Consider the following 26,203-nt stretch of genomic DNA (forward strand, 5'->3'; position numbering starts at 1 on the left):
TAAAAGTATTGTTTAGCATTAAATTCAGGTAGAATTGGCGCGTTTTTTATTGGCATTTCTTATTGTCATTTTATAACGTCACCTCCTATCGTCCGATCCATTACTAATCTGGGCTTCTTCATGCCATCTTCTGACAACTCCTTACCCTCTTCTGATAAGTCGACTCAGCCAAGCCGAGCCGTTTATAAGCCACCTGTTTATTATCAGGTGACGATTGGTTTGCTAAAACCGCTCTATCGTCTGCAAGTATGGCGTCGCTCGCATAAGCGTGATAATTATCAGCAAGAAGTGCAGCAGCGTTTTGGTAAGCGCTATCCTGCGCCACCCATGCCTGATGCAAATATTAAATCTAATGCGACTGCCATCGAAAATGGCAATCATAAAGAGTGCAATGGTAAAAAAGTCATTTGGTGCCATGCGGTGTCTTTGGGCGAGACCAATACCGTCGCGCCTTTGCTGGATGCGCTATTAGCAAAAGGCTATCAGATATGGTTGACCAATACCACGCAGACAGGATATGCGCGCGGTGCCAGCCGTTTTGCCGATGATATTGTCCAAGGTCGCTTAAGTCATAGTTATGTTCCTGTCGACAGCCCTGCGGTGATTGAGACATTTTTGGCACATGTACAACCCGTCGCCGCACTGTTTGTAGAAACCGAGCTTTGGGCCAATATCTTAACCAAACTGTCCGAGCATCATATTCCAAGTGTTTTGGTCAATGGACGGCTGTCGGCGTCTTCTTTTAAAAGCTATCAAAAAATTGGCGCGGTCAGTGCCAGTATGATGAAAAATTTGAGTTTGATTATTGCGCAAGATAATGAATCGGCAAAACGTTTTCGGCAACTGGGCGCTCATAGCGCGCAAATCCGCGTGGCAGGCTCGCTAAAATGGGTAATCAATACGCCAAAGCCAAAAAATGACAATGACAATGATGATATAAAAACAGCTGACATAGTAAACGATGGCGCAGACTTGGACTTGGACTTGGACTTGGACTTAGATTTAGGTATAGCAGATCGTCCGATTTGGGTAGCAGCAAGTACCCATAGTGGCGAGGAAGAGATCATATTGTCATGGCAACAGCAAATACTGTCTAACCCTTTATTAGCTAATAGTTTACTGATTATTGTGCCAAGACATCCAGAGCGTTTTGGTGACGTGGCAGAGCTGATTGAAAAATCAGGATTGGCGATGGCGCGGCGTAGTGTTGAAGATGCCATTAGCGCAAATACTCAAGTGTATTTGGCTGATAGTATGGGTGAGTTGATGCGCTGGTATGCGCTTGCCGATGTGGCATTGGTAGGCGGCTCATTGGTCGATATTGGCGGACATAATCCCGTTGAGCCGGCAAGCGTAGCAACGCCGGTATTGATGGGCAGTTATACCCAATCTTGCCAAAGTGTGGTTGATAAGCTTGCTAGCGTTGGAGCGTTATATCAACCCAATAATGTGTTTTATAGCGCGATTAGTGCGAATGGCCAAGCATCTCAGCCGCATTGCTCTGATAGTAAACAATCTTCTTCAGATGATGATGACAATCTTCTTTATCAGCAGCTAAAGTATTGGCTGAGCCATTTAACTTTAGCAAAACAGGCAGGGCGAGCGGGTGCAGCAATGACTAAGCAACAGCAAGCAGTCTTGCATCGTCAGCTATCGATGATCGAAAGTGTTATTGAACAATACGCTAAACCATCTTTTGAGCAAGACCTGAGCCAAGACGTGAATTAACAGCGGATATAAGTGAGGCTATGAACTGTATATTATTGCCAGCGACCAACTTTCAGCATGATAATGCGTCTGCGTATATCAATGATTTGGCGCAAATTGCTCATGTGAATAAAGTATTAACTGCCAAGGTAGGCGATAGGTTGAAAATTGGTCAGCTTGGTGGTCAGCTTGGCAGCGCTATTATTAAAGCCATTACCTCCGATAGTATTCAACTAAGCGATATACACCTGCCTATTAATCCGCCAGCGAAGCTTAATCTTACAGTGGTGTTGGCATTGCCAAGGCCAAAAGTGCTACGTCGCCTAATCATGGATATGACGGCGCTTGGCGTCAACGATATCATCCTTATCAACAGCTACCGCACGCAAAAAAGCTATTGGCAAAGTCCAATGCTAGCTCGCCTTGACGAATTTGTATTAGAAGGGCTGCAACAAGGCGTGGACACAATTGCGCCGCGCATTAGCCTACAAAAACGCTTTAAACCCTTTGTCGAAGATGAGCTTGCAAGCTTAATGACCAATCGCGCTATCGTTGCTCATCCTTATAGTGCGCTGTCTTTTGCCCAATATATGCAAAAGCTAGAAAATACTGAACCCCTTCATAACTCAGCACTGCCAAGTATGGTTTTTATCGGCTCAGAAGGCGGCTGGATTGATTATGAGATTGATTTACTTGCCAAGCAAGGTTGTATGGCGGTCAATATAGGGCCACGCATCTTACGCACCGAAGCGGCGGTCAACGTCATTTTAGGACAGTGGTTGCTAAATGGTCAGGATTAAGTAGAAAGTCAGAATTAAGCATCAGACAGATGCATAAGATATTTCTATCATTTTAAAAATTAAGGACATATTACTGGTATAGCAGGCTCAGATAAATGTATTGATAATTAATCTCATTTCTATTAGTATAATGTGTTTTAGACATTAAGGTCTTATTAATCCCGCTATTCAATCATTTATCAATGATTTTAATGTCGTCTTATCTCACTTATCCGTAGCACCATTATGGGGAATGCCATGTCATTAACTGCTATCAGTGCAAATCTATCTTCTAGTAAGCTTACTTTACCCATTGCTGTATTTGGCATGATGTTGGGTCTTGCGGGCTGTAGTAACTCATCGACGCCAGAAGAAAACGTAGATGCTGACACTACAACCACTGCTGAACAATCTGGCACTGAGCAAGAAGTGGCGAAAAATGATGACGCAACGGCCGCTGGTGGGCAAACCGTTACGATTTACTCATCACGTAATGAGCAGTTGATTAAACCGTTATTGGATAAATATACCGAAAAAACAGGTGTTAAAATCGAGCTGGTCACCGATAAAACCGGCCCATTGATGGCGCGTCTGCAAGCGGAAGGTAAAAACACGCCTGCGGATATGTTATTAACCGTTGACGCGGGTAACTTATGGCAAGCAGCAGAGCAAGGCTTATTGCAGCCTGTGTCTTCTACCATCTTAGAAACCAATGTTCCTGCTAAATACCGTGACCCAAAAGGTCAGTGGACAGGTCTGTCTTTGCGCGCGCGTACAATTTTTTATGATCCAAGCAAAGTTAGTGCTGACCAACTATCTACTTATGCAGATTTGGCCGATCCAAAATGGAAAGGCAAACTTTGTCTGCGTTCATCAAAAGCTGTTTATAACCAATCATTGGTTGCAAGCATGATGGAAAATCTGGGCGAAGAAAAAACAGAAGAAATTATTCGTGGTTGGGTAGCTAACTTAGCAACGGACGTCTTTAGTGATGATACCAGTATGTTAGAGGCAATTGCCGCTGGTCAGTGTGAAGTGGGTATTGCTAACAGCTATTACTATGGTCGCCTGCTTGATGAAAAACCAAATTTCCCTGTAAAAATATTTTGGGCGAACCAAGGTACGACTGGCACTCATGTCAACATCTCTGGCGCTGGGGTTATCGCTAACTCAGACAATCCAGATGGCGCGCTTAAATTGATGGAGTGGTTATCTTCTGATGAGGCGCAAGGTCTTTATGCCAGTTCTGATAAAGAGTATCCTGTCAAAGTAGGTATCGATGAATCAGAGCTACTCAGATCTTGGGGTCCGTTTAAACAAGACAGTATCAGCGTGCAGAAGTTTGGTGAGCTACAAACCCAAGCCATTCAAATGATGGATAAAGCGGGTTATAAATAACAGACTGTCAGTCGCTAAGCGGTTGGTTTTTAGCGATTAGATGTTTAGTCATCTAGCATCTAATCGCGTCATTATGCGTATGACACGGTAACAACTTATGATAACAATGCCAGAAGCGTCTGCTAAACAAGACAATACTGTCAATGAAGCTAATAACGACAATAATAGCCCGTCTATCAGTCAAGACCATGTCGTCCGCAAACGTATTATCTCGAAATCAGTCTTAGGACTGATTTCGTTGTTTATGCTCGTACCGATTTTAATCGTACTATTATCATGGACGCAGCCGGTCGCTGATATTTGGACGCACATGCGTCAATATGTATTGCCGCAAGTGTTAAAAAACACCGTCATTTTATTGCTGATGGTGACACTGATTTCTGGCATTATCGGAACGGCACTTGCGTGGGTGACCAGTATGTACCGCTTCCCGGGACAACGGTTTTTTGCCTGGGCGCTGATGCTGCCATTAGCGATGCCCGCTTATGTTTTAGCATTTGTCACTGTCGGTATCGTTGACTTTAGTGGACCACTGCAAACGGCGTTAAGGGAGTTTGGTTTTACCACCGCCATTCCCTCGGTACGTAATGTGTGGGGCGCAGGTTTGGTATTGTCGTTGGCATTTTATCCTTATGTCTATTTGCTGGCACGCCAAGCGTTTTTATCGCAAGGCAGGCGCGCGATTGAAGCGGGGCAAATGCTTGGTTTAAGTCGTAGTAAGGTGTTTTTTCGGCTGGCATTACCACAAGCGCTGCCTTGGGTTATTGGTGGTTTGCTGCTTGCTAGCATGGAGACGCTGGCAGATTTTGGCGCAGTATCGGTCTTTAATGTCGATACTTTTACCACGGCGATTTATAAAGCTTGGTTTGGCTTTTTTAGTTTAACCACTGCTGCGCAGCTGGCAGCGTTATTAATCGGCGTGGTCTTTATCGTCGTCTTGTTTGAGCAGTATTGGCAAGCAAAGCGTGGCAATACCATCACTCAGGGTAGCAGTAAGCGTTTTGAAGCCAGTAAGCCTGCGAAGTGGGGCATGACTCTACTTTGCACGCTGGTGTTTTTAGTGGCGTTTTTGATTCCGTTTTTACAGCTGCTTTATTGGACCGCAGAAAATTTCCAGCAAGATTTTGATGCACGTTATATTGATTTTGTCACCAATAGCCTTGTGATTGCGAGTATGACCACGATATTTATCGCCTTTTTGGCGATTATCATTGCTTGGGTCAAACGTCAGTATCCAGATAAATCCACCAAGCTGATGACCACCTTAGCCAATTTGGGTTATGTTGTACCGGGCACGGTGTTGGCCGTTGGAATATTTATTCCGATTGCGTGGCTTGATAATCAGCTGATAGCTTTTGGTATTACCTCAACGCAGTTTTTTTCTGGTAGTGTCATCGTCATGCTGCTAGCCTTATCGACGCGCTTTATGACGGTGAGCTTTCAGCCGGTAGACCGGCAGCTACAGCGCTTGACGGTCAATCAAGAAGCGGCAGCTAAATTACTTAGCGATAGCCCGTATCAGCGCTGGCGGCAAGTAATGTTGCCCGTATTGAGTCCGGGAGTATTAACGGGTTTGTTGATGGGCTTTGTCGAAGTCATGAAAGAGATGCCGATTACCTTAATGACACGGCGACAAGGTTGGGATACGCTGGCAGTACGGGTGTTTGAGATGACCAGCGAAGGCATGTGGGGACGCGCCGCATTGCCCAGTTTGTTGATTGTACTGGTTGGTCTGATTCCTGTTTGGGTATTGCTGCGCCAAAGTGATAAACAAGGTTAAGTTAAATGCGTTTTATTAAAAAGCTATAATTAAAGAGTCATAATTAAAAAGCAACATTAAGAAATAACTATATTAAAAAGAGCAACATTAAAAACCGCGTCAATGATGGGTTTTATTCACTAATAGCTTACTGGTACCGTCTATGTATACTGACTTGATGAACGATTCAACCAATCCAGCAGCGTCTAAATCTTTAAAGCCTGAATCCTTAAAGCCTGAATCCTTAAAGATAGGCGGTAAGCCAAGACCGGAGCATGTGAAAAAACCACCCGTCACCCTATTAACTAAAGCTCAGGTAGCACAGCTGCAAGCGGATAAAAGCTTGCCTCACAGCTCATCAACACAAGATACTTTAAATCAAAGCATATTAAATCAAAGCGTATCAAATCAGACTGCCTTAAATAAAGAAACAGCAGGACAAATTCACTTGCAAGATAACCATGTTTTTAATTCCTCTAAAAAGAACACTAGCATTGATGATGCTTATTTTAGCGTTCAAGATTTAATCGTTGGTTATGACGATACGATTATCGTTAATGGCTTATCGCTAGATTTGCAACAAGGTGAAATCGGCTGCTTTTTAGGCTATAGCGGCTGCGGCAAAACCACGGCCCTAAGGGCGATTGCAGGCTTAGAACAAAGCCGTGGCGGCAAGATTAGCTTAAGCAATCAGCGTTTAACGGAACAAACCGCACGTACCAAATTTGCGGTCGCGCCAGCCAAGCGCGGCATGGGCATGGTATTCCAAGATTATGCGTTATTTGGGCATTTAAGCGTGGCAAAAAATATCGCTTTTGGTCTTAATAAATGGTCGGCTGCTGACAAAAAAGCCCGCGTTAAAGAAATGCTAGAGCTTGTCGAATTGACGGAACATGCCGATAAACGTCCTAACGAGCTATCGGGTGGTCAGCAGCAGCGCGTGGCGTTGGCCCGCGCATTGGCACCAAAGCCCAAGCTTTTGCTACTTGATGAACCGTTTTCTAACTTGGATGTGGTGCTACGTGAGTCACTGGCGATGAACGTCCGTGATATCCTTAAACGTACCAATACCACCGCTATTTTGGTCACTCACGATCAAAACGAAGCCTTTGCGTTAGCCGATAAAGTCGGGGTCATGGATAAAGGTAAGTTGGTCCAATGGGCGACGCCAAGTGAGCTATATCATGAACCAGTCAGCCCGTTTGTCGCTGAGTTTGTTGGCGAAGGTGCGATGATAGACGGTATTATCAAAGAAGGTCATGTTGAAACCGCGCTTGGTGATATTTATCGCCGTATGGAAGTTTATGATGAATCGGGGCAGCCGCAGTATTGCGAGTACGACTATCCGAATGGTACGCCGATTAAGGTGTTAGTACGTCCTGATGATATCGTGCATGACGATGAAAGCACGCAAACGGCTTTAGTAGTCGGACGTGTATTTCGCGGAGCAAACTATCTTTATCGCTTACAGCTTGCCGATGGTCAAACCGTACTGTCGTTAGTTGCCAGTCATCATAACCATGAGATTGGTTCACAAATTGGCATCTTGCCTATCCTAGAGCACGTAGTGGTGTTTGATGAAAAAGACATCAATGCCACCACATGGTCAGAGTATGATAGGTCAGAGCGCGTAGAAGACGTCAGGTAGTTATGAGTTTTAAGCTTGGCGCTGCTCTTGAAGCTTAGCAAGAACTTTAAGCTTGGCGCGTTGCCAGTATATGCAAATAACGTCCAAGCCATTTATACGGCTCGAGTTGTGAGTAGCGCAGCTCCATGCGTATCACTGCTTCAGGGTCGTTATGACCGCCACGTTTTAGCGGTGAATAATCATGAAATACCCGCAAGCCACTGGCAAGTATCGTTTGATAATGATGAGCTTCTAACCAATATTTAACTTCTTCTTTAGCGACCGGATGATTGGGCGTGAGGCTTTTTTTATTGTCCGCTTTATACTCGGTGTTATCCAATAAATTAAAATTACCCATAATAAGATTGCGATAATCAAAACTCGCCGGATTATAAAAGCACAGCGATAGCGCGCCATTTTCAGTTAAATGCTTATCAAAAAAACCCATCACAGCGGCTGGCTCTGCCAACCACTCAAGCAGCGCATGACACATTATCAAATCAAACTTTTCATTATTTTCTGCAGCCAACTTATCTTCTAATTCTTGATACGGGCAAACGTACCACCTAATATCCAAATCCTTTTTAACTATTTCAGCGTTTGCTTGTGCTTTCTCCAGCATATTGGCTGAGATATCATTGATAACCAGCGTATGCCCTTGAGTGGCAAGCTCAATTGCAATTTGCGCCAGCCCAGCGCCCACATCCAAAATACGTAACGGTCGCCCAAGTGTCTGGCTCATCTGCGTGCAATAGGCAACAATATCACGGCGCAATACTGCCAGACGAATGTCGCCCTTTAAGCCGCCGTAAACCTTTTTTTCAAAGTGGTCAGCAATCGCATCAAAGCTGCGATCCGTACGTGTATCGGGTTGGTTAAGTGACGGTGTGATGGCTTGCTTGCTTGGCTGGTCAGTTGATTGGCTGCTTTCGTGATTCATAACGGGCTCTGTTTTATCTAAAGTATTTGAAATGCTTTTGCATCACTTTTTTATTGGATTTTAATAGGGTTTTAGCGTATAAATAGTAAAGCCTAAGCATTAGTTTTCATTGATTTTTACATTGACTGTCACATTGATTATCACTCAGTCGTCTAAGCCATCTGACTTAGAAGTTTGATTTAAAAAAGCGAGTTCTAAAAAGTATTTATTAAAAATATCAGCTAGGTTTTATTTATCTATTGCCAAGGATTTTAGGCAATTTTTTTGTTTTACTACTGCTAAGGATAGCAATCATGGTCTTACCCCATTCATCCATTATAAACAAACCCATCATGACACGCGGTCTATTATCGCTAGCGATTGCCAGTAGCTTATTACTTGTTGGTTGTGGCGATGATAATGAGCGTTTCGTTGAATCACCTTCATCTTCTGCCAGCGCTAAATTTGTAAAAACCTTTACGGCAAACGATATAAATAGTAGTTTTGGGCTTGGAGGTACCGCAACGCCTGTAGCTAAATGCGGCGTTACCATAGAAAAAGTCAGCTACGATACCGAAGGCGCCGCCGATGAAGATACCAATGCCACGGCCGCTTTAATGCTACCCACTGGCGATGCGGCTGAATGCCAAGGTGATCGCCCGGTATTATTATACGCGCATGGCACGACAACGGATAAAGGCTATGATTTTGCCCAAGTAGGTAATATCAAAAACCCTGCGGTAGGGGAAGCAAACTTAATTGCTGCAAACTTTGCCGCCCAAGGCTATATCGTTGTCGCGCCCAACTATGCGGGCTATGATACCTCAAAACTTGACTACCATCCTTATTTGGTTGCCCAGCAGCAGTCGACCGACATGGTCGACGCTCTAGATAGCGCGCGCAGCATTATCGAACGCAAAAAACGCGCCAATAATGCCCATTACAGTAAAATTGATGACTCGGGTAAGTTGTTTATCGCTGGTTACTCGCAAGGCGGCTATGTCACTATGGCAACTGCGCGATTACTAGAATCACAGAAAAAACCAGTAACGGCAATTGCGCCATCTTCGGGCCCTTATGCGTTGGCGGCTTTTGGCGATGAAATCTTTATGGGCAATGTCAATATTGGCGCGTCACGTTTTGCACCTCTGCTTGGTATTGGTTTACAGGAAAAATACGGCAATATTTACAATAAAAAATCAGATATTTTCTTAGATAAATATGCCGACGCGCAGCTGCCTAGTGATGTAGCGTTTGGTGAGTTGGTCAAAGCCGGTAAATTACCAAATAATGCTTTATTCCAAAAGAATCCTAGTGACCCAAGGCTGGCAGGTTTAAAACAAGGTAAGGTGTTTTCTGTATTGGGCGGCTATGACGAAAATGACTATTTGATTAAGACAGGCTTTCGTGCAGCCTATGTGGCAGATACTATCAAGAATCCTGATGGGTTATGGGCAGAAAATGGCAACGGACTGACAGCAGCGACTCCTGAGAATAATCTTCGTAAGGCGCTAAAAGACAATGACTTACGTGGCTATGTGCCAAAAATGCCAACACTTATCTGCGGTGGTAATCAGGATCCGACCGTTTACTTTGATACCAATACTGGCTCGATGGTAAAACTACTACAGGCCGCCGCAGCTAATAATCCTGCAAAACCGCTCAATATCACAGTATTGGATGTTGATAAAGATAATGAAGCCCAGCGTCCTGGCAAACAGACTTTCACAATGATTGGGCAGGCGTCAATGAATAAGTGGAAGGCCACTGAAGTCATGACCAACGTCCAAACCAACTTTAGTAGTAGTGTTCAAGTGGTTCGTACAAATGCGTTTAATAATGCTATAAATAATGGAGATACTCAACTAGAGGCTTTCCAAGCTCGTGAGCTAGCGTTCTACACCAATTATCATGGAGGTTTAGTTAGTCCAGCTTGTACACAAGCCACGCGTGAATTCTTTAATCAGGAATTCAAAGCTGTTTAAAATGCTTGCTAGTTAAACATATAAGTAGTTTTTGTCTTCCTCGCGAAAAACTGTATCCCCGGGGTACAGTTTTTTTATGAAACAGCCTTTAAAAATGGTAAAGACAACACTCTATTGTTAAAGTCGTTTTTATCCTTATTGCTAAAGGCAAAACTCAACGCTAATGAGCTGTTTTGCTTGATTTTAATAGCATCGAGAACCCCCTAAATAGACAAAAATGTGCTAAAATAGCTTCTTTAATTAAACATTACTTTTAACAAAAACCGTATCGCCATTTTCCTATGGTTTTGCCCGTTTGATGGTGCTTTTTCGTGTTGATATAGCAATCATAGTTGCGTGTTTGTGCAGCTATATTTTTATATCAGTGTAAGCACCTTTTTAGGCGCGCAACCCTTAGAGAAAGTATGTGAGTGAAGGAGTGTATATGAGCGACTCGATCAGTCCTATTGCCATCGTGGATGAATTAAAGCAGTCCTATTTGGATTATGCGATGAGCGTGATCGTCTCGCGCGCGCTGCCTGATGTGCGTGATGGGTTCAAACCGGTACACCGCCGCGTGATGTACGCGATGCATGTGCTGTCTAACGATTATAATAAAGCTTATAAGAAGTCGGCACGTGTGGTCGGTGACGTCATCGGTAAATATCACCCGCATGGCGATAGTGCTGTTTATGATGCGATTGTACGTATGGCGCAGGACTTTAGCTTGCGTTACCCGATGGTTGATGGTCAAGGTAACTTTGGCTCAATTGATGATGATCCACCGGCAGCGATGCGTTATACCGAAGTCCGTATGACCAAGCTGACCCATCAAATGCTTGCTGACTTGGACAAAGACACCGTCGACTGGGAAGACAACTACGATGGCTCTGAGCGTATGCCAAGCGTGTTGCCTGCGCGTATTCCAAACTTATTGGTCAACGGTGCAACCGGTATTGCAGTTGGTATGGCGACCAATATGGCGCCGCATAATCTAACTGAGGTGATTAATGCGTGTTTGGCTTATGCCGAAAATCCGCAAATATCTGCCGAAGAGTTGATGTCGCATATTTCAGGTCCTGACTTCCCAACAGGCGGTATTATTTATGGTCGCGCGGGTATCTTAGACGCCTATCGCACCGGTAAAGGTCGCCTACACGTACGTGGTCGCTATATCATCGAACCGATGAGCGATACCGGTGTCAACCGTGACCGTGAGCGTATTGTCTTCACCGAAGTGCCTTATCAAACCAATAAAGCTAAACTGATTGAGCGTATTGCTGAATTGGTACGTGATAAGAAAATCGAAGGTATTACCGAAATTCGTGATGAGTCTGATAAAGACGGCATGCGTATTGCCATTGATTTGCGCCGCGGTGAAACGGCGGAAGTGATTGTTAATAATTTGTTCCTGCAGACACCGCTTGAATCTAGCTTTAGTATCAATATGGTGGCGCTTGATAATGGTCAGCCAAAGCTATTGACCTTACGTCAGCTGATTGCAGCATTTGTACGCCATCGCCAAGAAGTGGTAACGCGCCGTACCATTTATGAGCTTAATAAAGCCCGCGTCCGTGGTCACTTATTAGAAGGTTTAACCGTTGCCCTAGCGAACATTGATGAGATTATTGCGACGATTAAAGCATCAGCTAACCGCGGTTTGGCTCGTGAAAACTTACTGACTAATACGTGGGGCTCAGGCAGCGTGGTAGCGATGCTAACCGCTGCAGGTAGCCAATCGGTACGTCCAGACTTTATCGAAGGTGAAGATCCAAAAGCGCCGTTTGGTCTGATTGAAGGTGAAGAGCGCTATCGTTTATCACTGGAGCAGGTCAATGCGATTTTAGACATGCAGCTGCATCGTCTAACCGGTCTTGAGCAAGACAAATTGACCGAAGAATACCAAGATTTGCTGCGTGAAATTGCAAATTTAGAGTCTATCCTTGGCGATTTTGATAAGCTAATGACCATTATCTCAAACGAGATGATTGAGATTCGTGAAAACTTTGGTGATGAGCGTCGTACCGATATTATCGATTCACGTATGGACTTTAACCGTGAAGACCTAATCCCAGAACAAACTGTGGTCATGACGGTTTCTCGTACGGGTTATGCAAAAACGCAGCCGATTGATGATTATGTGGCGCAAAAACGTGGCGGTAAAGGCAAATCTGCGACCGCGATGAAAGAAGACGATGTGATTGATCACTTAGTTGTGACCTCAACGCACGCCACCGTACTATGCTTCACTGATAGTGGTCGTGTCTTTAGTCTACGTGGTTTTGAAGTACCGATTGCCAGTCGCGGTGCGCGTGGTCGTCCATTGGTGAATTTAATTGGATTAAATCCGGATGAAACGGTCACCACGATACTGCCTATTCCAAAAATAGTAGAAGAGTTATCTAGCAAAGCTGAGATATCAGCAGATGGCGATGACAGCTTATCAGAAGATAATAATTTAGACGATAGCACGCAAGCGGAGCCACCTTTTGTCTTCTTTGCAACTGCCAATGGTACCGTGAAGCGTGTCGAGCTAAAACAGTTTGCCAATATTCGCTCAAACGGTTTGATTGCCGTTGGTTTGGAAGAAGGCGATAAATTGGTCAGCGCTCGTATCACCAATGGTAGCCAAGAAGTCATGCTATTTGCTTCAAGTGGTAAAGCAATTCGTTTTGATGAAAATGATGCGCGTGCAATGGGTCGTACGGCTAAAGGCGTTCGTGGTATGCGTCTGGCGGCTGATGAGTTTATTAAATCATTGGTGGTTATCGAAGATGATGTGCGCGAAATTCTGATTGCTTGTGAAAATGGCTTTGGTAAACGTACCTTTATTGATGAGTTCAATACGCAAAATCGTGGTGGTGGCGGTGTGATTGCTATTAAAACCAGTGAGCGTAATGGTGCACTGGTTCGTGCTACCAAGGTTGATTCTACAGACGATATTATCTTAATCTCTGACAAAGGTACATTAGTGCGTACCCCAGTTGAGCATGTAGCAAGCTCTGGTCGTAATACGCAAGGTGTAACGCTGATTCGTCTATCAAAAGACGAGAAGTTAGTTGCTATGGCGCGTGTTGAGCACGAAGAAAGCGACGACGAGCTAGTCGATGCTATGAGAGAAGATGGAACGTTTGCAGTGGAGGGTCAAGAGCAAATCGATATTGATGCCGAAACTGGCAACAGCGCGACGACCGATATCAATGAAGTTATTGATGCTGCAAATGATGACTTAGTAGATAACGAAACATCGAATGATGCAGCAGATGAAAACACAGACGATGACGAGTAACTATCTCAGTTGTTAGCTTTTTAGTTTAGTTAGCAATACTGCTCTAGAAAAAGCCTCTGACGATATCGTTGGGGGCTTTTTTTTGAGTGCTGTTTATTCTCAAAGTTTGTTTTAAGCTTTTAACCTATACATCTTAGCTTTTATAGTTAAGATACATTAAAACGCTACGGCACTGCTGGTATAAGTTTTTCTTGCTTGCTGTGCCTACGCAGACAGAGGCTGCAAAAAACTTATATCAGCAATACGTGAAATATTGATATTACATTTGACTGATTATGATTTCTAACCTTTATAAACTTATTATAAATAATACCCATTAAGCGCTATTTTAAGGCCGTTGTTATGCTTACGACCAATCAAACTTTTCAGGGAACCTTAGCCGCAATATCATCCAGTTTTTTGTTTTCATTGATGTTCTTGTTTGGGTTATTTATGTTGCCCTTAACGGGTACACAAGTAGCGTCATGGCGGGTGCTGATGATGCTATTGAGTTTGCTGATATTGGTCAGTTTCACTAAGCAATGGCAACACGTTTTTGATTATCTAAAAACTCTAAAAACCCCAAAAGAATGGCTGATATTTATATTACCTACGCCGATATTGGGCGGGCAGATTTGGCTGTTTATGTGGGGGCCGGTCAATGGTTTCGGTCTTGATGTCACCTTGGGTTATTTTTTATTACCGCTGGTGATGATAGTGCTGGGGCGCTTTTTTTATCATGAGCATATGAGTGCATTGCAGTGGATGGCAGCGCTACTTGCAGCATTGGGGATTGGCTATGATATCTTTCAATATGGGACGGTATCGTGGGTAACGTTATTTGTGTGCTTGGGTTATCCGCCTTATTATCTCCTGCGGCGTAAGCTTGCCGTACCGCCTATTACCGGTTTACTGTCAGATTTGACCTTGCTGACGCCGGTGGTACTCATCATGCTGTATAGCAGTGGCGGCTTTAGCGTGGCGGCACAAAACATAAAGTTTTGGTATTTATTGCCGCTGCTCGGTGCTTTTAGCGCGCTTGCCATGTCGCTGACCATGGTTGCGAGTAGTAAGCTGCCAGTGTCATTATTTGGTGCATTAAGTTATGTAGAACCGATGCTGTTGTTTGTTTTATCCATTACCGTTTTAAACCAAAGCCTCGATGAAGGCGGCTCGTTATTTATGTACGGCATGATTACTTTGGCGTTATTTATCATGATTGCTGATAGTGTGATGGGTTATCTTCGTCGTCGCCGTGATAATCATTTGCATGGCTACCGCGAGCCACAAGTAGGTGGTTTTCCACCGCGCCGCCGTTTGATAAATCGCCGTATCGATGGGGTGTTAGCCGCCCATCGTTTCCGTAAGATGCGTCGTTATCAAAAAAAGATGGATAGAATACAGCGTAAAATCGAGCAGCTCGATACTAAGTAAATAGAGCGATGGATATGCGTTAAACGGATAGAGTTAATAAGCCACATATCAAAATGAATAGGCGGGTTAAGTCAATGTATTGCTTATCTATTCTGACTTTGACATAATGTAAAGCTTGATATAAGCACTCAGTATTTACAGCGTTTATCTCAACATTATACGATTGATTTATCAGCAAAAAATTCTATAGATAAAAAGCTTATAGACAGAAGGCCTCCGACGTTCGCGTCTGAGGCTTTTGTTTTTTTTCAAAATTGCCAAGGACGTGCGCTTATCTCTAAAGGCTGTTGTTATGTTCCCCACCAATCAGACGTCGCAAGGCACCATCGTTGCAGTGGCAGCAAATTTTCTCTATGCATTGCTATTTTTATTTGGTCTATTGATGCAGCCATTATCGGGGACGCAAGTTGCTTCTTGGCGCGTGCTGATGATGCTACTCAGCTTGGTGCTACTGGTCAGTGTTCTTAAGCAATGGCAGCATATTTTTGATTACCTCAAAACCTTAAAGACCGCAAAGGAGTGGTTTTTATTTATCATACCCACACCGATTTTGGGCGCGCAAATCTGGATATTTATGTGGGCACCCGTCAATGATTTGGGTCTAGAGGTGACATTGGGGTATTTCTTATACCCCATGATTATGATTATCGTGGGGCGCTTTTTTTATAATGAAGACATGACGCTGCTACAATGGGTGGCTACCATCTGTGCTGCGCTCGGTATTGCCTATGATGTCTGGCAATATGGCGCTATTTCTTGGGCAACTTTATTTGTCTGTTTGGGATATCCGCCTTATTATCTCCTGCGTCGTAAGCTTGCTGTACCGCCGATTACGGGGCTGATCTCGGATTTGGTTTTATTAACACCGGTGGTTATCATCGCCTTATATATGAGCGGTGGCTTTGAGCTTGCGATAGCGACGGATAAATTTTGGTATCTGTTGCCGCTACTGGGTATCATCAGTACGGCGGCGATGGCACTGACTATGGTCGCTAGTCAAAAGCTGCCCGTCTCGCTATTTGGCACTTTATGCTACCTTGAGCCGATATTCCTATTTATATTTTCCATCACGATTTTGCACCAAAGCATCGATGAAGGTGGCTCGTTATTTATGTACGGTATGATTTTTATCGCGCTGCTGATTATGATTGCCGATAGTGCGCTTGGTTATGTGACTCGTAAGCGTGACGACCGCTTGCAAGGGTATAAGGAGCCTCAAGTCGGCAGTTTTCCGCCGCGCCGCCGCCTAAAAAATCGCCGTATTAAAGGCGTGCTGACCGCGCATCGTTTCCGTAAGATTAGAAAATATCAGCAAAAAATAGACAAGATGACGCGCAAAATTGAAGAATTACATGCTAAATAACACTGATAGCTTAAGGGCGATAAGTTTGACTTGCTAGGCATGGTTTTGTAGCCGTGCTCTACACAGTTTCTGTGTTAAAGGCTGGTTAATTGCGCTATTATCGACAGCAGTGCTGCCACGCTCAAAACAGTGCTTAATCATGTCTAATCAATCATGTCTAATCCTGCTCAAAAGGCTTAGCAATGTTAGCAATGGAATGCGGGCGCTACCTATCATTATTATTGCTTATTCACACTATAACTAGGATGGTTTATGTTACACCTTCATCATTTAGCAAACTCACGCTCGTTTCGTATTATCTGGCTATTAGAAGAGCTTGAGGTTGATTATAAACTGACTTGCTATGCGCGCAATAAAGCCTATCGCGCGCCTGACAGTTTAAAACAAATACATCCGCTCGGTCATGCGCCGATGTTAGAAGTAAATGAGCGTGTGCTCATTGAGTCAGGATTTATCATTGAGTATTTGCTTAAGCATTATGATAGCGAGAAGCAATTCAAGCCTGCGGATGACAATGAAGCGGCGTGGGAGGCGTATACCTTTTGGCTGCATTTTGCCGAAGCATCAGTGATGCCGCCATTGGTCATGCGTTTGGTGTTTACCAAAGTGGTTGAGCAGTCGCCAATGCTTATCAAGCCTGTGAGCAAAAGCATTCGCAATCAAGTCGAAAAAAGCATGATTAGCAAAAGCTTAGATACCATATTGACCATGATGGAGCAGCATCTGCAAGACAATCATTGGTTTGCCGGTAGCGAATTCAGTGCCGCTGATATCCAAATGCATCTTGCTGTTGTCGGTGCCAATGCTGGTGGCGGTTTAGATAGCAGTAAATATGCCAATATCTTAAACTGGCTCAAACGCTGTGAAGAGCGCGATGCCTTTAAGCGTGCAGAAGAAAAGGGCGGTCGTTTACAGTTTTAAACGAAGCGTATTTAATCGTTAATCAATGACTAATTTAATATGATAATAAAAGGTTTTGTTTATTTATAGACAAAACCTTTTTTAGGATAAAAAATGACAGACCTGAATAAACCCAATAGTAAACCCACTGACAGTGAGGTTGCTGCTAAACAAGCACCGAATAGTACCGATGATAGTGTGCATAGCCAGCAAGTATCTATCAAAGCATGGTCACAAAAACTGCTGGTAGTGATTTTATGTGTTGCTAGCTTTTATGGTGGCTGGAAATCTTATGAGTCCAATATGGTCAATGAATGTACGGCCAATGGCGGGCAAATGATTGAAGGTCAAAGAACCATGCTATGTCAGTCGTTGTAGAAAATAACGATTTAGATAGAAGAGGGTGTCTATGCTAAAGCTTACCTTTTTGGGTACTTCCGCAGGGGTACCAACCAAACAGCGTAACGTCACAGCGCTTGCCATCGAGTGCCTCAATCCTTATAGCTCAGGGGCAAATCAACAACAAAAGAAAAAATCGCGTCCTTGGGTTTTAATTGATTGCGGTGAAGGCACCCAGCAGCAGCTCTTACATACCAAGTTATCCTTACATCAACTCGAAGCGATTTGTATTACCCATGTGCATGGCGATCACTGCTATGGTTTGCCAGGATTGCTGGCGAGTACGGCAATGTCAGGTCGTACTGCAGCGCTAACGCTTATTGCGCCAAAAGCGATAGCAATGCTGCTTGAAGCTATTACTTTAACGACTGAGCTATACTTTCCGTTTGCCATTAACTTTATGGCGATAGAAGATTTGTTGTCTGAGCCAAATGATGAGCATAAAGGTGATGTAACTATCAATTTAGACCACCAGCATCAGCTAATTATAGATATTCATCCTTTATCGCATCGCGTCGCCTCTTATGGATTTGCGATGACTGAAACCATCAGCCGTCGCACGCTCAACACCGATAAATTAACAGCAGCAGGTATTCCAGCAAGCGCGCTGTGGGGCAGACTGCAACAGGGCGAAGATGTTGTGACCGAAGGTGGCCGTAAGCTTTACGCAGCAGATTATGTTGACAATGAAGTTCAAAATACACGAGTGGTGGTTGCTGGCGATAACGACACGCCGGAGCGCTTAAGAGAGGCAGTAGCTGGTGCAGATTTACTGGTGCATGAAGCCACTTATACCCATGAGGTGTTAAATAAGATTCAGGCAAAAAATCCAGACTTTGATCCCATGCATAGTAGTGCACAGCTGGTAGGTAGGTTCACTCAAAACAATGAGGTTAAGAATTTAATCTTGACCCATTTTAGCGCTCGCTATCAAAGCTTTGATAACCCACAGAGTAGTACACCGAACATGGCGCATATTCGTTTGGATGCCCAAAGTACTTATGCAGGCAATCTATGGTTGGCAGCAGATTTTGACCAATATATGGTGAATGGCGCAGCTGATTTGATAGACGAAGAAGAGGGTAGCCGCGTGCAGTATCTAGGCTCTGCACGCGATTATAAACAATAAATCTAAATAACTTTTAAGAGTTATTATCCTCAGCTGCCAATTGTGTCTGTCCTATCCAGTAGCGGCTAAACTGGTACGCCACACGTCCCGAACGTCCACCGCGCTCTGATGCCCAGCGTAATGCTGCTGCTCTGATATTATCAGGTAGCGTCTTATTTTCTTCTTCATTATGATTGCTTTCTTTAACGTCATTCGCATTATCTAGATTGCGGTTTGGCGAAAGCGATAAATAATGGCGCACGATGTGTAAGTAAGTGTTTTGATCCATGGGATGAAAGGACAACCAAAGCCCAAAGCGATCAGACAGCGATACCGTCTCGTCAATGGTTTCATAAGGGTTGACCTCATCGGTTTGACCATTATAAATATTGACATTGTCTTTCATCAGCTGTGGCAACAGATGACGGCGGTTACTGGTGGCATAAACCAATAGCTTGTCTTGTTCTGAGTCCAACGAGCCGTCTAAGACACTTTTTAGCGTCCGATAACTCTCATCTTGACCGTTAAATGCCAAGTCATCACAGTACACCACATAGTGGCAGCCACAATCCGCTGGCAGCGCATTAATGGCGGCGCGAATCTTATCAAGCACCCGCAGGTCATCACGGGCAATTTCAATAATACGCAGACCTTCGCTATGATAAGCTTGTAGCAATGCCCGAATCAGCGATGACTTGCCAGCGCCGCGTGTGCCTGTCATCAAGACGTGATTGGCAGGATAGCCTTTAAGAAACTGCCGTGTGTTCTGTACCAGTTTTGCCTTTTGCGTATCGATACCATGCAAGTCATCTAAACTTAAAAATAAGTTAACTGCCAGCGGCTCTAGATGACCCTGATGACCGCCAACCCAGCGATATGCCAGCTGTGCAGGATCAATCTCGATGGTTGGCGTGACCTGCTCTTGCAGATACTGCCCAAGCAAATCCAATAAATGGTCGGGTAGGGCATAATTCATATGGGTGTTAGTGGATTGGGGCATAATAATTGGTCGCTTATATAAATTAAAATGTCGTTTGGCATACTAGACGCATAAAGGCCTCACTTTACCATGAAAAATAGTGCCAGTAATCCATCTACAGAAAAAGCGTGTGCAAAGCACGTAAGTACAGAACAAGCACTACAAACGCAAGCACAGAAAATTCTCCCAGTGCTGACTACTTTATTCTCAAGCTTGCATTATAGCGAGATAGCGCATCAGCGAGTCAGTCAGCAAAGTGATAGTGGTGAGGCCAATTACCAAGGGTTAACGCGCAGTCAGCATACACAATTTGGTCAGGTGATGATTAAATGGCAGTTAAGTGCTGACAGCAATAAAAACTCGGCTGATTTAGCTTATGAGGCTGAGGTTTTAAAATCTATAAATATATCAATCAGTGAAAACGGCCTGCCTGCTATCGCTCCACCAATACTAGCCTACGATAACGTCACGATTCAAATACTAAAACCGTCTTCGCAGCTGATTATATTGGTCACGCCTTATTATCCAAATGGCAGCTTGGCATCTCAGCTTAATTCTCAAAATCACTCGCAATTAACAGACGTACAAAAGCATCACCTCATTAAGCAGTCCGCTCATCTCGTCACTAATCTACATAACACTGGCTGGCTACATAATGATATTAAGCCTAGTAATATTTTGCTAGATGGTTTCATGCCAAATCATGCGGATAATAGCAGTATCACACCTGATTTATTATTGACGGATTTTACTTTGGCAGAAGCAATTAATGACGATATTGCTCAAAACAGTGATAAAAATAATACGGGAGATAGTGCTGGTACGCCAGCCTATCTTGCCCCTGAACGCTGGCAAGGACAGGGCGCAACGCTACAAAGTGATATTTACGCGTTTGGGATACTGCTGTATGAAACATTAACGGGCGAGCGGCCTTTTAATATTGATAATCAGAGTAATGAGCCATTAAGAGAGTGGGCAATTCAACATTGCCAACAGCCAATTCCAACATTGCCGTTAGAATATAGTCGCTATCAAAGTATCATTAATAAAGCGTTGGCGAAGCGGGTAGAGAGAAGGTATCAAAGTATGGAAGATATTGTGGTGGATTTGGAAAGATTATAATCATGAATGCTAAATTCTAGACACAAAAAAACCTGCTAAAAAGCAGGCTTTAATATTTGGTCTAAGATGTACTATCCGAAAATGGTGGGGCTGGAGAGACTCGAACTCTCACACCTTGCGGCGCCAGAACCTAAATCTGGTGCGTCTACCAATTCCGCCACAGCCCCATTTTCGTTACTCTATCATCAAAGGCAGTTAAATTCAAATGCCATCGAGATAGTTAACTGATTCGGTAGTGCGTCTCAGTGGTTGGCTATTATATAGAGTTTGAATCGTTTGGCAACCCCTATTTGCGATTATTTTTAATTATTTAGCAATTATTTTCGATGTGTTTCATAAAATACTGATATTTATAGGAATTTTTTATAATAATTTCTGACTTTAATTTCAATTATCTTGCCTATCTGATGCGGTAATCTCTAATTGCTGTAATTTGCGCGTCAAGGTATTGCGTCCCCAACCGAGTAAGTTAGCGGCTGCTATCTTTTTACCACCGCTATGGTTTAGAGCAGCTTTAAGCAATACACGTTCAAACTCTGGCGTTGCGGTTTGCAAGATATCAGTTTCGCCAGTTTGCAGAGACTGCTCAGCCCATATGGCAAGTGCCTGCTGCCAGTTCTGGTTATCGTTATTTTGACTGACTTGATTGTTTTGACCGTTTTGATTGTTTTGCTTGGGACTATACGCGCCATCACTGTGTTGCTGATTTTGAATTGCTTCTATTGAGGACTGGCTGTGATGTAGAGGCAAGGGCGTATTTTCAAGTAACTCTGGCGGTAAATCCTCGACCATGACAGTGTCGCCCGTTGCCATCACCGTCAACCAGAGGCAGACATTCTCAAGTTGACGGACATTGCCACGCCACTCAAAAGATTGCATCACCTGTAGCGCCGTGGGATGAAGCTGCTTTTCAGCGCTATTCATCTGTTCAGCGGCGCGCTGCATAAAATAGGTGGCTAATGCTGGAATGTCTTCAGGTCGCGTCCGTAATGGCGGTAATGGCAAGCGAATGACATTGAGGCGATAAAATAAATCTTCACGGAATTTGCCTTGTTTGACGAGCGCTTCTAAGTTTTGGTGGGTGGCGGCAATGATGCGTACATCTACTTTGACCGGTTGCTGTCCGCCCACGCGAAAAAACTCACCATTGGCCAATACTCGTAGCAAACGCGTCTGGGTGCTATACGGCATATCACCAATTTCATCTAAGAATAGCGTTCCGCCATCAGCTTGCTCAAAACGACCTTGCCGCGTCGTTGTTGCGCCAGTAAACGCGCCTTTTTCGTGACCAAATAGCTCAGACTCAATCAAATCATGCGGGATAGCCGCCATATTAAGGGCAATAAAAGGTTGCTGCGCTCGCGGAGAGTGCTGATGCAGAGCGCTAGCAACCAACTCTTTACCTGTACCTGATTCTCCCGTAATCAAAACGGTAATAGGTGAGTGCGCTAAGCGCCCAATAGCGCGAAATACCGTTTGCATGGCTTGTGATTGACCAATAATGCCGCTCGGGTTGTTATTCGTTTGAGGTTTGGGTTTTTCCTGAGCTTTATTTTCAGCAGCTTTAGGAGGTTTTCTAGCTGATTTGGCTACATTTGGTTTGCTCGCAGGCTGTTCTTTGGTATCGGTACTTACATTCGTATTAGACTCGATTGAATGATTTGATACGACTAGATTCGGCTGATAATTAATGGCTTTATAAATCGTGGCGACCGCGTCATCTAAATCAAAGGGCTTGGGCAGATATTCAAATGCGCCAGTTTGATAGCTACTGATCGCAGACGTAAGGTCGGAATGTGCCGTCATAATGACAATCGGCAGCTTAGGAAAGTGCTGATGCACCCAATCACTAAAGGACAGACCATCCATCATAGGCATACGAATATCGGTCAATATCACATCTGGTAGTTGGTCGGCTGCTTCGTGCTGTTGCAAAACATCATTAAGGCGTGTCCATGCAGCTTGCGCTTGGGTAAAGCTAATAACGTTGAGACCGGCATCCGCAAAAGTATCTGCCAATACCAAACGCAGTGCTACATCATCATCGATAAGCCATAACGTCGCAGGAGTGGTATCAGGCGCGTTGTTGACGGTGACTATTGGAATTTGCTCATTGCTCGTAAGATGTTGAGTGTCATTATACTGAGTCATGTGTTTTGCCTAATAAGCAGTGAGAGGAGGAAAATGTCAGCATTAACTTGCAGCGATTGGCTGCTGAAAAGGTAGGTAAAGGGTAAAACGGGTCTGACTGTTATTGTCATTTTTTTTAAAACCGCCGCTAGGGTTCTGTAATTGGGTAGAGCTGACATCAATCATACCATGATGGCGACTGATGATATCTTGTACGATGGATAAGCCAAGCCCAGTACCGGCGGCGCGACTGGTCACCATCGGGAAAAATATCTGACCAATCAGCGCATCATCTATCCCTGAGCCGTTATCGGTAATGGTAATTTGTAAGACTTGTTTATGCTGTTGGCTACCGATGGTGTGTTGAAAGGCAACCCGCGTTTGAATATGCAGTTTTGGTTGATAGCTGCTAGCACCGTCAAGATGACACTGCACAATATCTGACGACAAGTTATTGGATGCGGCTGGCACGTTTTGTTGCAGCGTTTGCTTAAACTCAGTCATCGATTCGCAAGCATTATTAATAAGGTTTAAAAACACTTGGATTAACTGATCTTTATCCGCGCATAACTCAGGCAATGACAAATCATAATCACGCTGTAGCGTCATTTCTGGATATTGGTTAACTATTAAGGCCAAAACATGCTCTAGCGGCTCATGGATATTTAGCATTTGCCAGCTTGGTAGCTGATTAGAGCCAAGGAGCTGTCCAATCAACTGGGTCAAACGGTCGGTCTCTGAGATAATGATATCGGTATAATTGCGGAGCTTTGCCGCATTTTTTTGCAGGGTATTGTTATGATTTAAATCGGTGTTTTCATTGCTGATAACAGCCGTAGCTTCCCTTTCAAAAGAAGACATATTGCTAAATTTGATAAATTGACGCTGCAATAATTGCGCGGCACCGCGAATGCCAGCCAATGGATTTTTGATTTCATGGGCGACCGAACGCAGCATATGACGGGCAACGCTATATTGTTGTTGTTGACGCTGCTCTTCTGAAATACGGCTCTGACGATCTTTTCCCCACATTTCAATAATAAAATAAGGCTGCTGCTCATAAATGACAGGCGTCACGCTATAATCTACGGATAGTGTCAGTCCGCCATTGAGCTGGGTGTGGATGAGGTGGTCATGATCGATAAAGGGTTGTTGATAGTGCTGTGCTTGAGAAAAGCGCTCAGTCAAAGAGCAAGTTTTGTCTTCTCGATTGTTATTAATAAGACGGTCTTTTAACGTTAACTCATCGGGTGCAAGCAGCGTCAGTATTGATTGATTAAGCAGGCGTCCACTACTGATGGCCAGTAACTGTTCAGCTTGGGCATTTAGCCAAGTGATAGACAATTCATCGTTGATCCATAAAATAGCTGTAAATAAATGCTGCGATATAAATGCCAAATCTGGCGTTGGTTTTGCGGAGATCAAATCAGCTGTCATAAGTGCTGCCTAGAGTAAAGAGATGCTCGATATAATATTTAACCATAAATCAACACTATAGAGCGGCAAAACTGGCGGTTTTTGCAAAAAAAACGTACAATGCGCACAGCCATTTTTCTCTAGCAAGGTCAGCCATGCCCAATATTTCTACCGAGTCCGTTAATACGACTATAGCCCCTTCACAGCCAGCTTCTACATCTTCAGCTTCTATGCCAAAAGACACTGCCACTATTTTTAATCCTGCTAAGCCGACGGCAACGCCCGCGCAAAGCTCGACGGACAGTGTTCAACCTTATCACCATAAAGCCAACCACAATCAAAACCGTAGCATTGAGCAAAGTAGCGATGTGGTTGCAGCTACATCAGCGAAAGCGACAGCAGCGACTATGAATGCGCCAGTGAACGCCGCGCCAAAGATTGGCTTTGTGTCCTTAGGTTGCCCAAAAGCTTTGGTCGATAGTGAGCGCATTATCACGGAACTCAGCCGTGATGGTTATCAAGTTGCCAGTGATTATGAAGGCGCAGACTTGGTCGTGGTCAATACTTGCGGCTTTATTGAGTCGGCCGTGCAAGAGTCGTTGGACGCTATCGGTGAAGCGATTAGCAAAAACGGTAAGGTGATTGTCACAGGTTGCTTGGGTAAAGAAGCGGAAAAAATCCGTGAAATGCATCCAGCTGTGCTAGCCGTGACCGGTGCACATGCTTATGATGAAGTGATTACTGCCGTATCGCAGTATGTGCCCAAGCCAAATCGCAGTCAGGATGCAAACTATGATCCAAAAATAGATTTGATTAATGAGGCGGGCATCAAATTAACCCCAAGCCATTATGCTTATCTAAAAATATCGGAAGGCTGTAACCATCGGTGTACCTTTTGCATTATTCCAAGCTTACGTGGCGATTTGGTCTCGCGTCCGATTGATAGCGTGATGAATGAAGCTTTGGCGCTGAAAAACGCTGGCGTGAAAGAGTTGCTTATTATCTCGCAAGATACCTCCGCTTATGGGCTGGACTTAAAATATAGAACCAGCTTTTGGAATGGTATGCCGCTGAAGTCAAAATTTTATGACTTATGCCAAGCATTAAATGACTTGGGTATTTGGGTGCGCTTGCATTATGTTTATCCATATCCGCATGTCGACAAAGTGGTTGAGCTAATGGGCGAGAAGAAACTGCTGCCTTATCTTGATATTCCATTCCAGCATGCCAGTCATCGCATCCTCAAAGCGATGAAGCGTCCAGCGCATAGCGAAAATACCTTGGCGCGCATTAAAGCATGGCGTGAGATTTGCCCTGATATCGTTATTCGTTCAACCTTTGTGGTTGGTTTTCCTGGTGAGACGGAAGAAGATTTCCAATGCTTGCTTGATTGGTTGGTCGAGGCGCGCCTTGATCGTGTTGGTGCTTTTACTTACTCAGAAGTTGAGGGTGCGGTCGCCAATGACTTGCCAAATCATGTGCCTGAAGACGTTAAGCAAGAGCGCTATGAGCGTTTGATGACGCTACAACAGGATATCTCAGCACAAAAACTACAAGAGAAAGTCGGTAAAAATCTAATGGTATTGGTCGATGAGATTGATAGTGAAGAGGGCATTGCGATTTGCCGTAGCTACGCTGATGCGCCTGAGATTGATGGTCACGTCTACGTTGATGATATCACGGCGCAAGTTAAAGTCGGACAGTTCCTAACCGTCACGATCGATGACGCTAGCGAGTATGATTTGTTTGCCAGTTACAAAGGCTAGTTAGCTATAAGGCTGATTAGTGATAATAGCTGATTAGTCACTACAATATGCGAATGAAAATTGCCCAATAGCGGGCAGTTTTTGCTACAATTAGCGCAATTTAGCCTTTTTACCCGTTTGTCATCAGTCACGGTGCTTTTTATAGTGCTTCGGGTTATGGCATGT

18 protein-coding genes and 1 tRNA gene are annotated in these 26,203 nt (G+C 44.1%); 14 read left to right on the top strand and 5 right to left on the bottom strand.

Going from position 1 to position 26,203, the window contains the following annotated elements:
* The first annotated feature begins 120 nt into the window (after positions 1 to 120).
* From B3Q63_RS05850 to B3Q63_RS05870, 5 genes are all read left to right on the top strand, one after another.
* Positions 121 to 1,728 carry a 3-deoxy-D-manno-octulosonic acid transferase gene (locus B3Q63_RS05850; RefSeq protein ID WP_296174806.1) on the top strand — a complete coding sequence of 536 codons (1,608 nt, stop codon included), beginning with the start codon at positions 121 to 123 and terminating at the stop codon, positions 1,726 to 1,728.
* Positions 1,729 to 1,748: 20 nt separating this feature from the next.
* Positions 1,749 to 2,507: a 16S rRNA (uracil(1498)-N(3))-methyltransferase gene (locus B3Q63_RS05855; RefSeq protein ID WP_296174809.1), complete on the top strand. Its 759-nt coding sequence runs from the start codon at positions 1,749 to 1,751 to the stop codon at positions 2,505 to 2,507.
* 237 nt (positions 2,508 to 2,744) lie between these two features.
* Positions 2,745 to 3,884: a Fe(3+) ABC transporter substrate-binding protein gene (locus B3Q63_RS05860; RefSeq protein WP_286796215.1), complete on the top strand. Its 1,140-nt coding sequence runs from the start codon at positions 2,745 to 2,747 to the stop codon at positions 3,882 to 3,884.
* 97 nt (positions 3,885 to 3,981) lie between these two features.
* Positions 3,982 to 5,664: an ABC transporter permease gene (locus B3Q63_RS05865; RefSeq protein ID WP_296174814.1), complete on the top strand. Its 1,683-nt coding sequence runs from the start codon at positions 3,982 to 3,984 to the stop codon at positions 5,662 to 5,664.
* A 142-nt stretch (positions 5,665 to 5,806) separates the two neighbouring features.
* Positions 5,807 to 7,291 carry an ABC transporter ATP-binding protein gene (locus B3Q63_RS05870; RefSeq protein WP_296174816.1) on the top strand — a complete coding sequence of 495 codons (1,485 nt, stop codon included), beginning with the start codon at positions 5,807 to 5,809 and terminating at the stop codon, positions 7,289 to 7,291.
* A 46-nt stretch (positions 7,292 to 7,337) separates the two neighbouring features.
* On the opposite strand, the gene B3Q63_RS05875 is transcribed toward B3Q63_RS05870, so the two are convergent.
* A complete protein-coding gene (locus B3Q63_RS05875) occupies positions 7,338 to 8,210 on the bottom strand; it encodes a methyltransferase domain-containing protein (protein WP_296174818.1) in 873 nt (290 codons plus the stop codon).
* A gap of 293 nt (positions 8,211 to 8,503) precedes the next feature.
* On the opposite strand from B3Q63_RS05875, the gene B3Q63_RS05880 reads away from it, so the two are divergent.
* The 7 genes from B3Q63_RS05880 to B3Q63_RS05910 all read left to right on the top strand — a co-directional run bounded on the left by B3Q63_RS05880 (position 8,504) and on the right by B3Q63_RS05910 (position 18,646).
* Positions 8,504 to 10,174 (top strand): alpha/beta hydrolase family protein, encoded by a 1,671-nt coding sequence (locus B3Q63_RS05880; RefSeq protein ID WP_296174820.1) that lies wholly within the window; start codon positions 8,504 to 8,506, stop codon positions 10,172 to 10,174.
* A 424-nt stretch (positions 10,175 to 10,598) separates the two neighbouring features.
* The gene (gyrA, locus tag B3Q63_RS05885; protein WP_296174822.1) at positions 10,599 to 13,442 is read left to right on the top strand and encodes a DNA gyrase subunit A; all 2,844 of its coding nucleotides are present in this window, start codon (positions 10,599 to 10,601) and stop codon (positions 13,440 to 13,442) included.
* Between the two features lie 342 nt (positions 13,443 to 13,784).
* Positions 13,785 to 14,855, top strand: coding sequence for an EamA family transporter RarD (gene rarD / locus B3Q63_RS05890; protein ID WP_296174825.1), 1,071 nt, complete (start codon positions 13,785 to 13,787; stop codon positions 14,853 to 14,855).
* 292 nt (positions 14,856 to 15,147) lie between these two features.
* Positions 15,148 to 16,218 (top strand): EamA family transporter RarD, encoded by a 1,071-nt coding sequence (gene rarD / locus B3Q63_RS05895; protein WP_296174828.1) that lies wholly within the window; start codon positions 15,148 to 15,150, stop codon positions 16,216 to 16,218.
* A gap of 252 nt (positions 16,219 to 16,470) precedes the next feature.
* Positions 16,471 to 17,139 (top strand): glutathione S-transferase, encoded by a 669-nt coding sequence (locus B3Q63_RS05900; protein ID WP_201625113.1) that lies wholly within the window; start codon positions 16,471 to 16,473, stop codon positions 17,137 to 17,139.
* A 93-nt stretch (positions 17,140 to 17,232) separates the two neighbouring features.
* On the top strand, positions 17,233 to 17,496 hold the full coding sequence (locus B3Q63_RS05905) for a hypothetical protein (protein WP_296174831.1): 264 nt from the start codon (positions 17,233 to 17,235) through the stop codon (positions 17,494 to 17,496).
* 31 nt (positions 17,497 to 17,527) lie between these two features.
* Positions 17,528 to 18,646 carry a ribonuclease Z gene (locus tag B3Q63_RS05910; RefSeq protein ID WP_296174833.1) on the top strand — a complete coding sequence of 373 codons (1,119 nt, stop codon included), beginning with the start codon at positions 17,528 to 17,530 and terminating at the stop codon, positions 18,644 to 18,646.
* Positions 18,647 to 18,659: 13 nt separating this feature from the next.
* Here the strand turns inward: B3Q63_RS05910 and B3Q63_RS05915 are convergent, their stop codons facing one another.
* Positions 18,660 to 19,625, bottom strand: coding sequence for an ATP-binding protein (locus B3Q63_RS05915; RefSeq protein ID WP_296174835.1), 966 nt, complete (start codon positions 19,623 to 19,625; stop codon positions 18,660 to 18,662).
* A 69-nt stretch (positions 19,626 to 19,694) separates the two neighbouring features.
* Here B3Q63_RS05915 and B3Q63_RS05920 point away from each other — a divergent pair, with 69 nt between their 5' ends.
* Positions 19,695 to 20,726 (top strand): serine/threonine-protein kinase, encoded by a 1,032-nt coding sequence (locus B3Q63_RS05920; protein WP_296174837.1) that lies wholly within the window; start codon positions 19,695 to 19,697, stop codon positions 20,724 to 20,726.
* An 82-nt stretch (positions 20,727 to 20,808) separates the two neighbouring features.
* On the opposite strand, the gene B3Q63_RS05925 is transcribed toward B3Q63_RS05920, so the two are convergent.
* From B3Q63_RS05925 to B3Q63_RS05935, 3 genes are all read right to left on the bottom strand, one after another.
* A tRNA-Leu gene (locus B3Q63_RS05925) sits at positions 20,809 to 20,893 on the bottom strand.
* 220 nt (positions 20,894 to 21,113) lie between these two features.
* Entirely contained in the window at positions 21,114 to 22,877 is a 1,764-nt protein-coding gene (locus tag B3Q63_RS05930) for a sigma 54-interacting transcriptional regulator (protein WP_296174839.1), read from the bottom strand.
* A gap of 42 nt (positions 22,878 to 22,919) precedes the next feature.
* A complete protein-coding gene (locus B3Q63_RS05935) occupies positions 22,920 to 24,293 on the bottom strand; it encodes a two-component system sensor histidine kinase NtrB (RefSeq protein ID WP_296174840.1) in 1,374 nt (457 codons plus the stop codon).
* A gap of 134 nt (positions 24,294 to 24,427) precedes the next feature.
* Between B3Q63_RS05935 and rimO the strand changes: the two genes are divergently transcribed.
* Positions 24,428 to 26,038 (top strand): 30S ribosomal protein S12 methylthiotransferase RimO, encoded by a 1,611-nt coding sequence (gene rimO, locus B3Q63_RS05940; protein WP_296174843.1) that lies wholly within the window; start codon positions 24,428 to 24,430, stop codon positions 26,036 to 26,038.
* Positions 26,039 to 26,203: the final 165 nt, after the last annotated feature.

This window comes from Psychrobacter sp. UBA2769, assembly GCF_002352555.1.
In the GTDB taxonomy this organism is placed as follows: Bacteria; Pseudomonadota; Gammaproteobacteria; order Pseudomonadales; family Moraxellaceae; genus Psychrobacter; species Psychrobacter maritimus.

Coding starts and splice junctions, on each gene's coding strand:
- B3Q63_RS05850 (WP_296174806.1), top strand. CDS start 121: ATGCCATCTTCTGACAACTCCTTACCCTCTTCTGATAAGTCGACTCAG.
- B3Q63_RS05855 (WP_296174809.1), top strand. CDS start 1,749: ATGAACTGTATATTATTGCCAGCGACCAACTTTCAGCATGATAATGCG.
- B3Q63_RS05860 (WP_286796215.1), top strand. CDS start 2,745: ATGTCATTAACTGCTATCAGTGCAAATCTATCTTCTAGTAAGCTTACT.
- B3Q63_RS05865 (WP_296174814.1), top strand. CDS start 3,982: ATGATAACAATGCCAGAAGCGTCTGCTAAACAAGACAATACTGTCAAT.
- B3Q63_RS05870 (WP_296174816.1), top strand. CDS start 5,807: ATGTATACTGACTTGATGAACGATTCAACCAATCCAGCAGCGTCTAAA.
- B3Q63_RS05875 (WP_296174818.1), bottom strand. CDS start 8,210: ATGAATCACGAAAGCAGCCAATCAACTGACCAGCCAAGCAAGCAAGCC.
- B3Q63_RS05880 (WP_296174820.1), top strand. CDS start 8,504: ATGGTCTTACCCCATTCATCCATTATAAACAAACCCATCATGACACGC.
- gyrA (WP_296174822.1), top strand. CDS start 10,599: ATGAGCGACTCGATCAGTCCTATTGCCATCGTGGATGAATTAAAGCAG.
- rarD (WP_296174825.1), top strand. CDS start 13,785: ATGCTTACGACCAATCAAACTTTTCAGGGAACCTTAGCCGCAATATCA.
- rarD (WP_296174828.1), top strand. CDS start 15,148: ATGTTCCCCACCAATCAGACGTCGCAAGGCACCATCGTTGCAGTGGCA.
- B3Q63_RS05900 (WP_201625113.1), top strand. CDS start 16,471: ATGTTACACCTTCATCATTTAGCAAACTCACGCTCGTTTCGTATTATC.
- B3Q63_RS05905 (WP_296174831.1), top strand. CDS start 17,233: ATGACAGACCTGAATAAACCCAATAGTAAACCCACTGACAGTGAGGTT.
- B3Q63_RS05910 (WP_296174833.1), top strand. CDS start 17,528: ATGCTAAAGCTTACCTTTTTGGGTACTTCCGCAGGGGTACCAACCAAA.
- B3Q63_RS05915 (WP_296174835.1), bottom strand. CDS start 19,625: ATGCCCCAATCCACTAACACCCATATGAATTATGCCCTACCCGACCAT.
- B3Q63_RS05920 (WP_296174837.1), top strand. CDS start 19,695: ATGAAAAATAGTGCCAGTAATCCATCTACAGAAAAAGCGTGTGCAAAG.
- B3Q63_RS05930 (WP_296174839.1), bottom strand. CDS start 22,877: ATGACTCAGTATAATGACACTCAACATCTTACGAGCAATGAGCAAATT.
- B3Q63_RS05935 (WP_296174840.1), bottom strand. CDS start 24,293: ATGACAGCTGATTTGATCTCCGCAAAACCAACGCCAGATTTGGCATTT.
- rimO (WP_296174843.1), top strand. CDS start 24,428: ATGCCCAATATTTCTACCGAGTCCGTTAATACGACTATAGCCCCTTCA.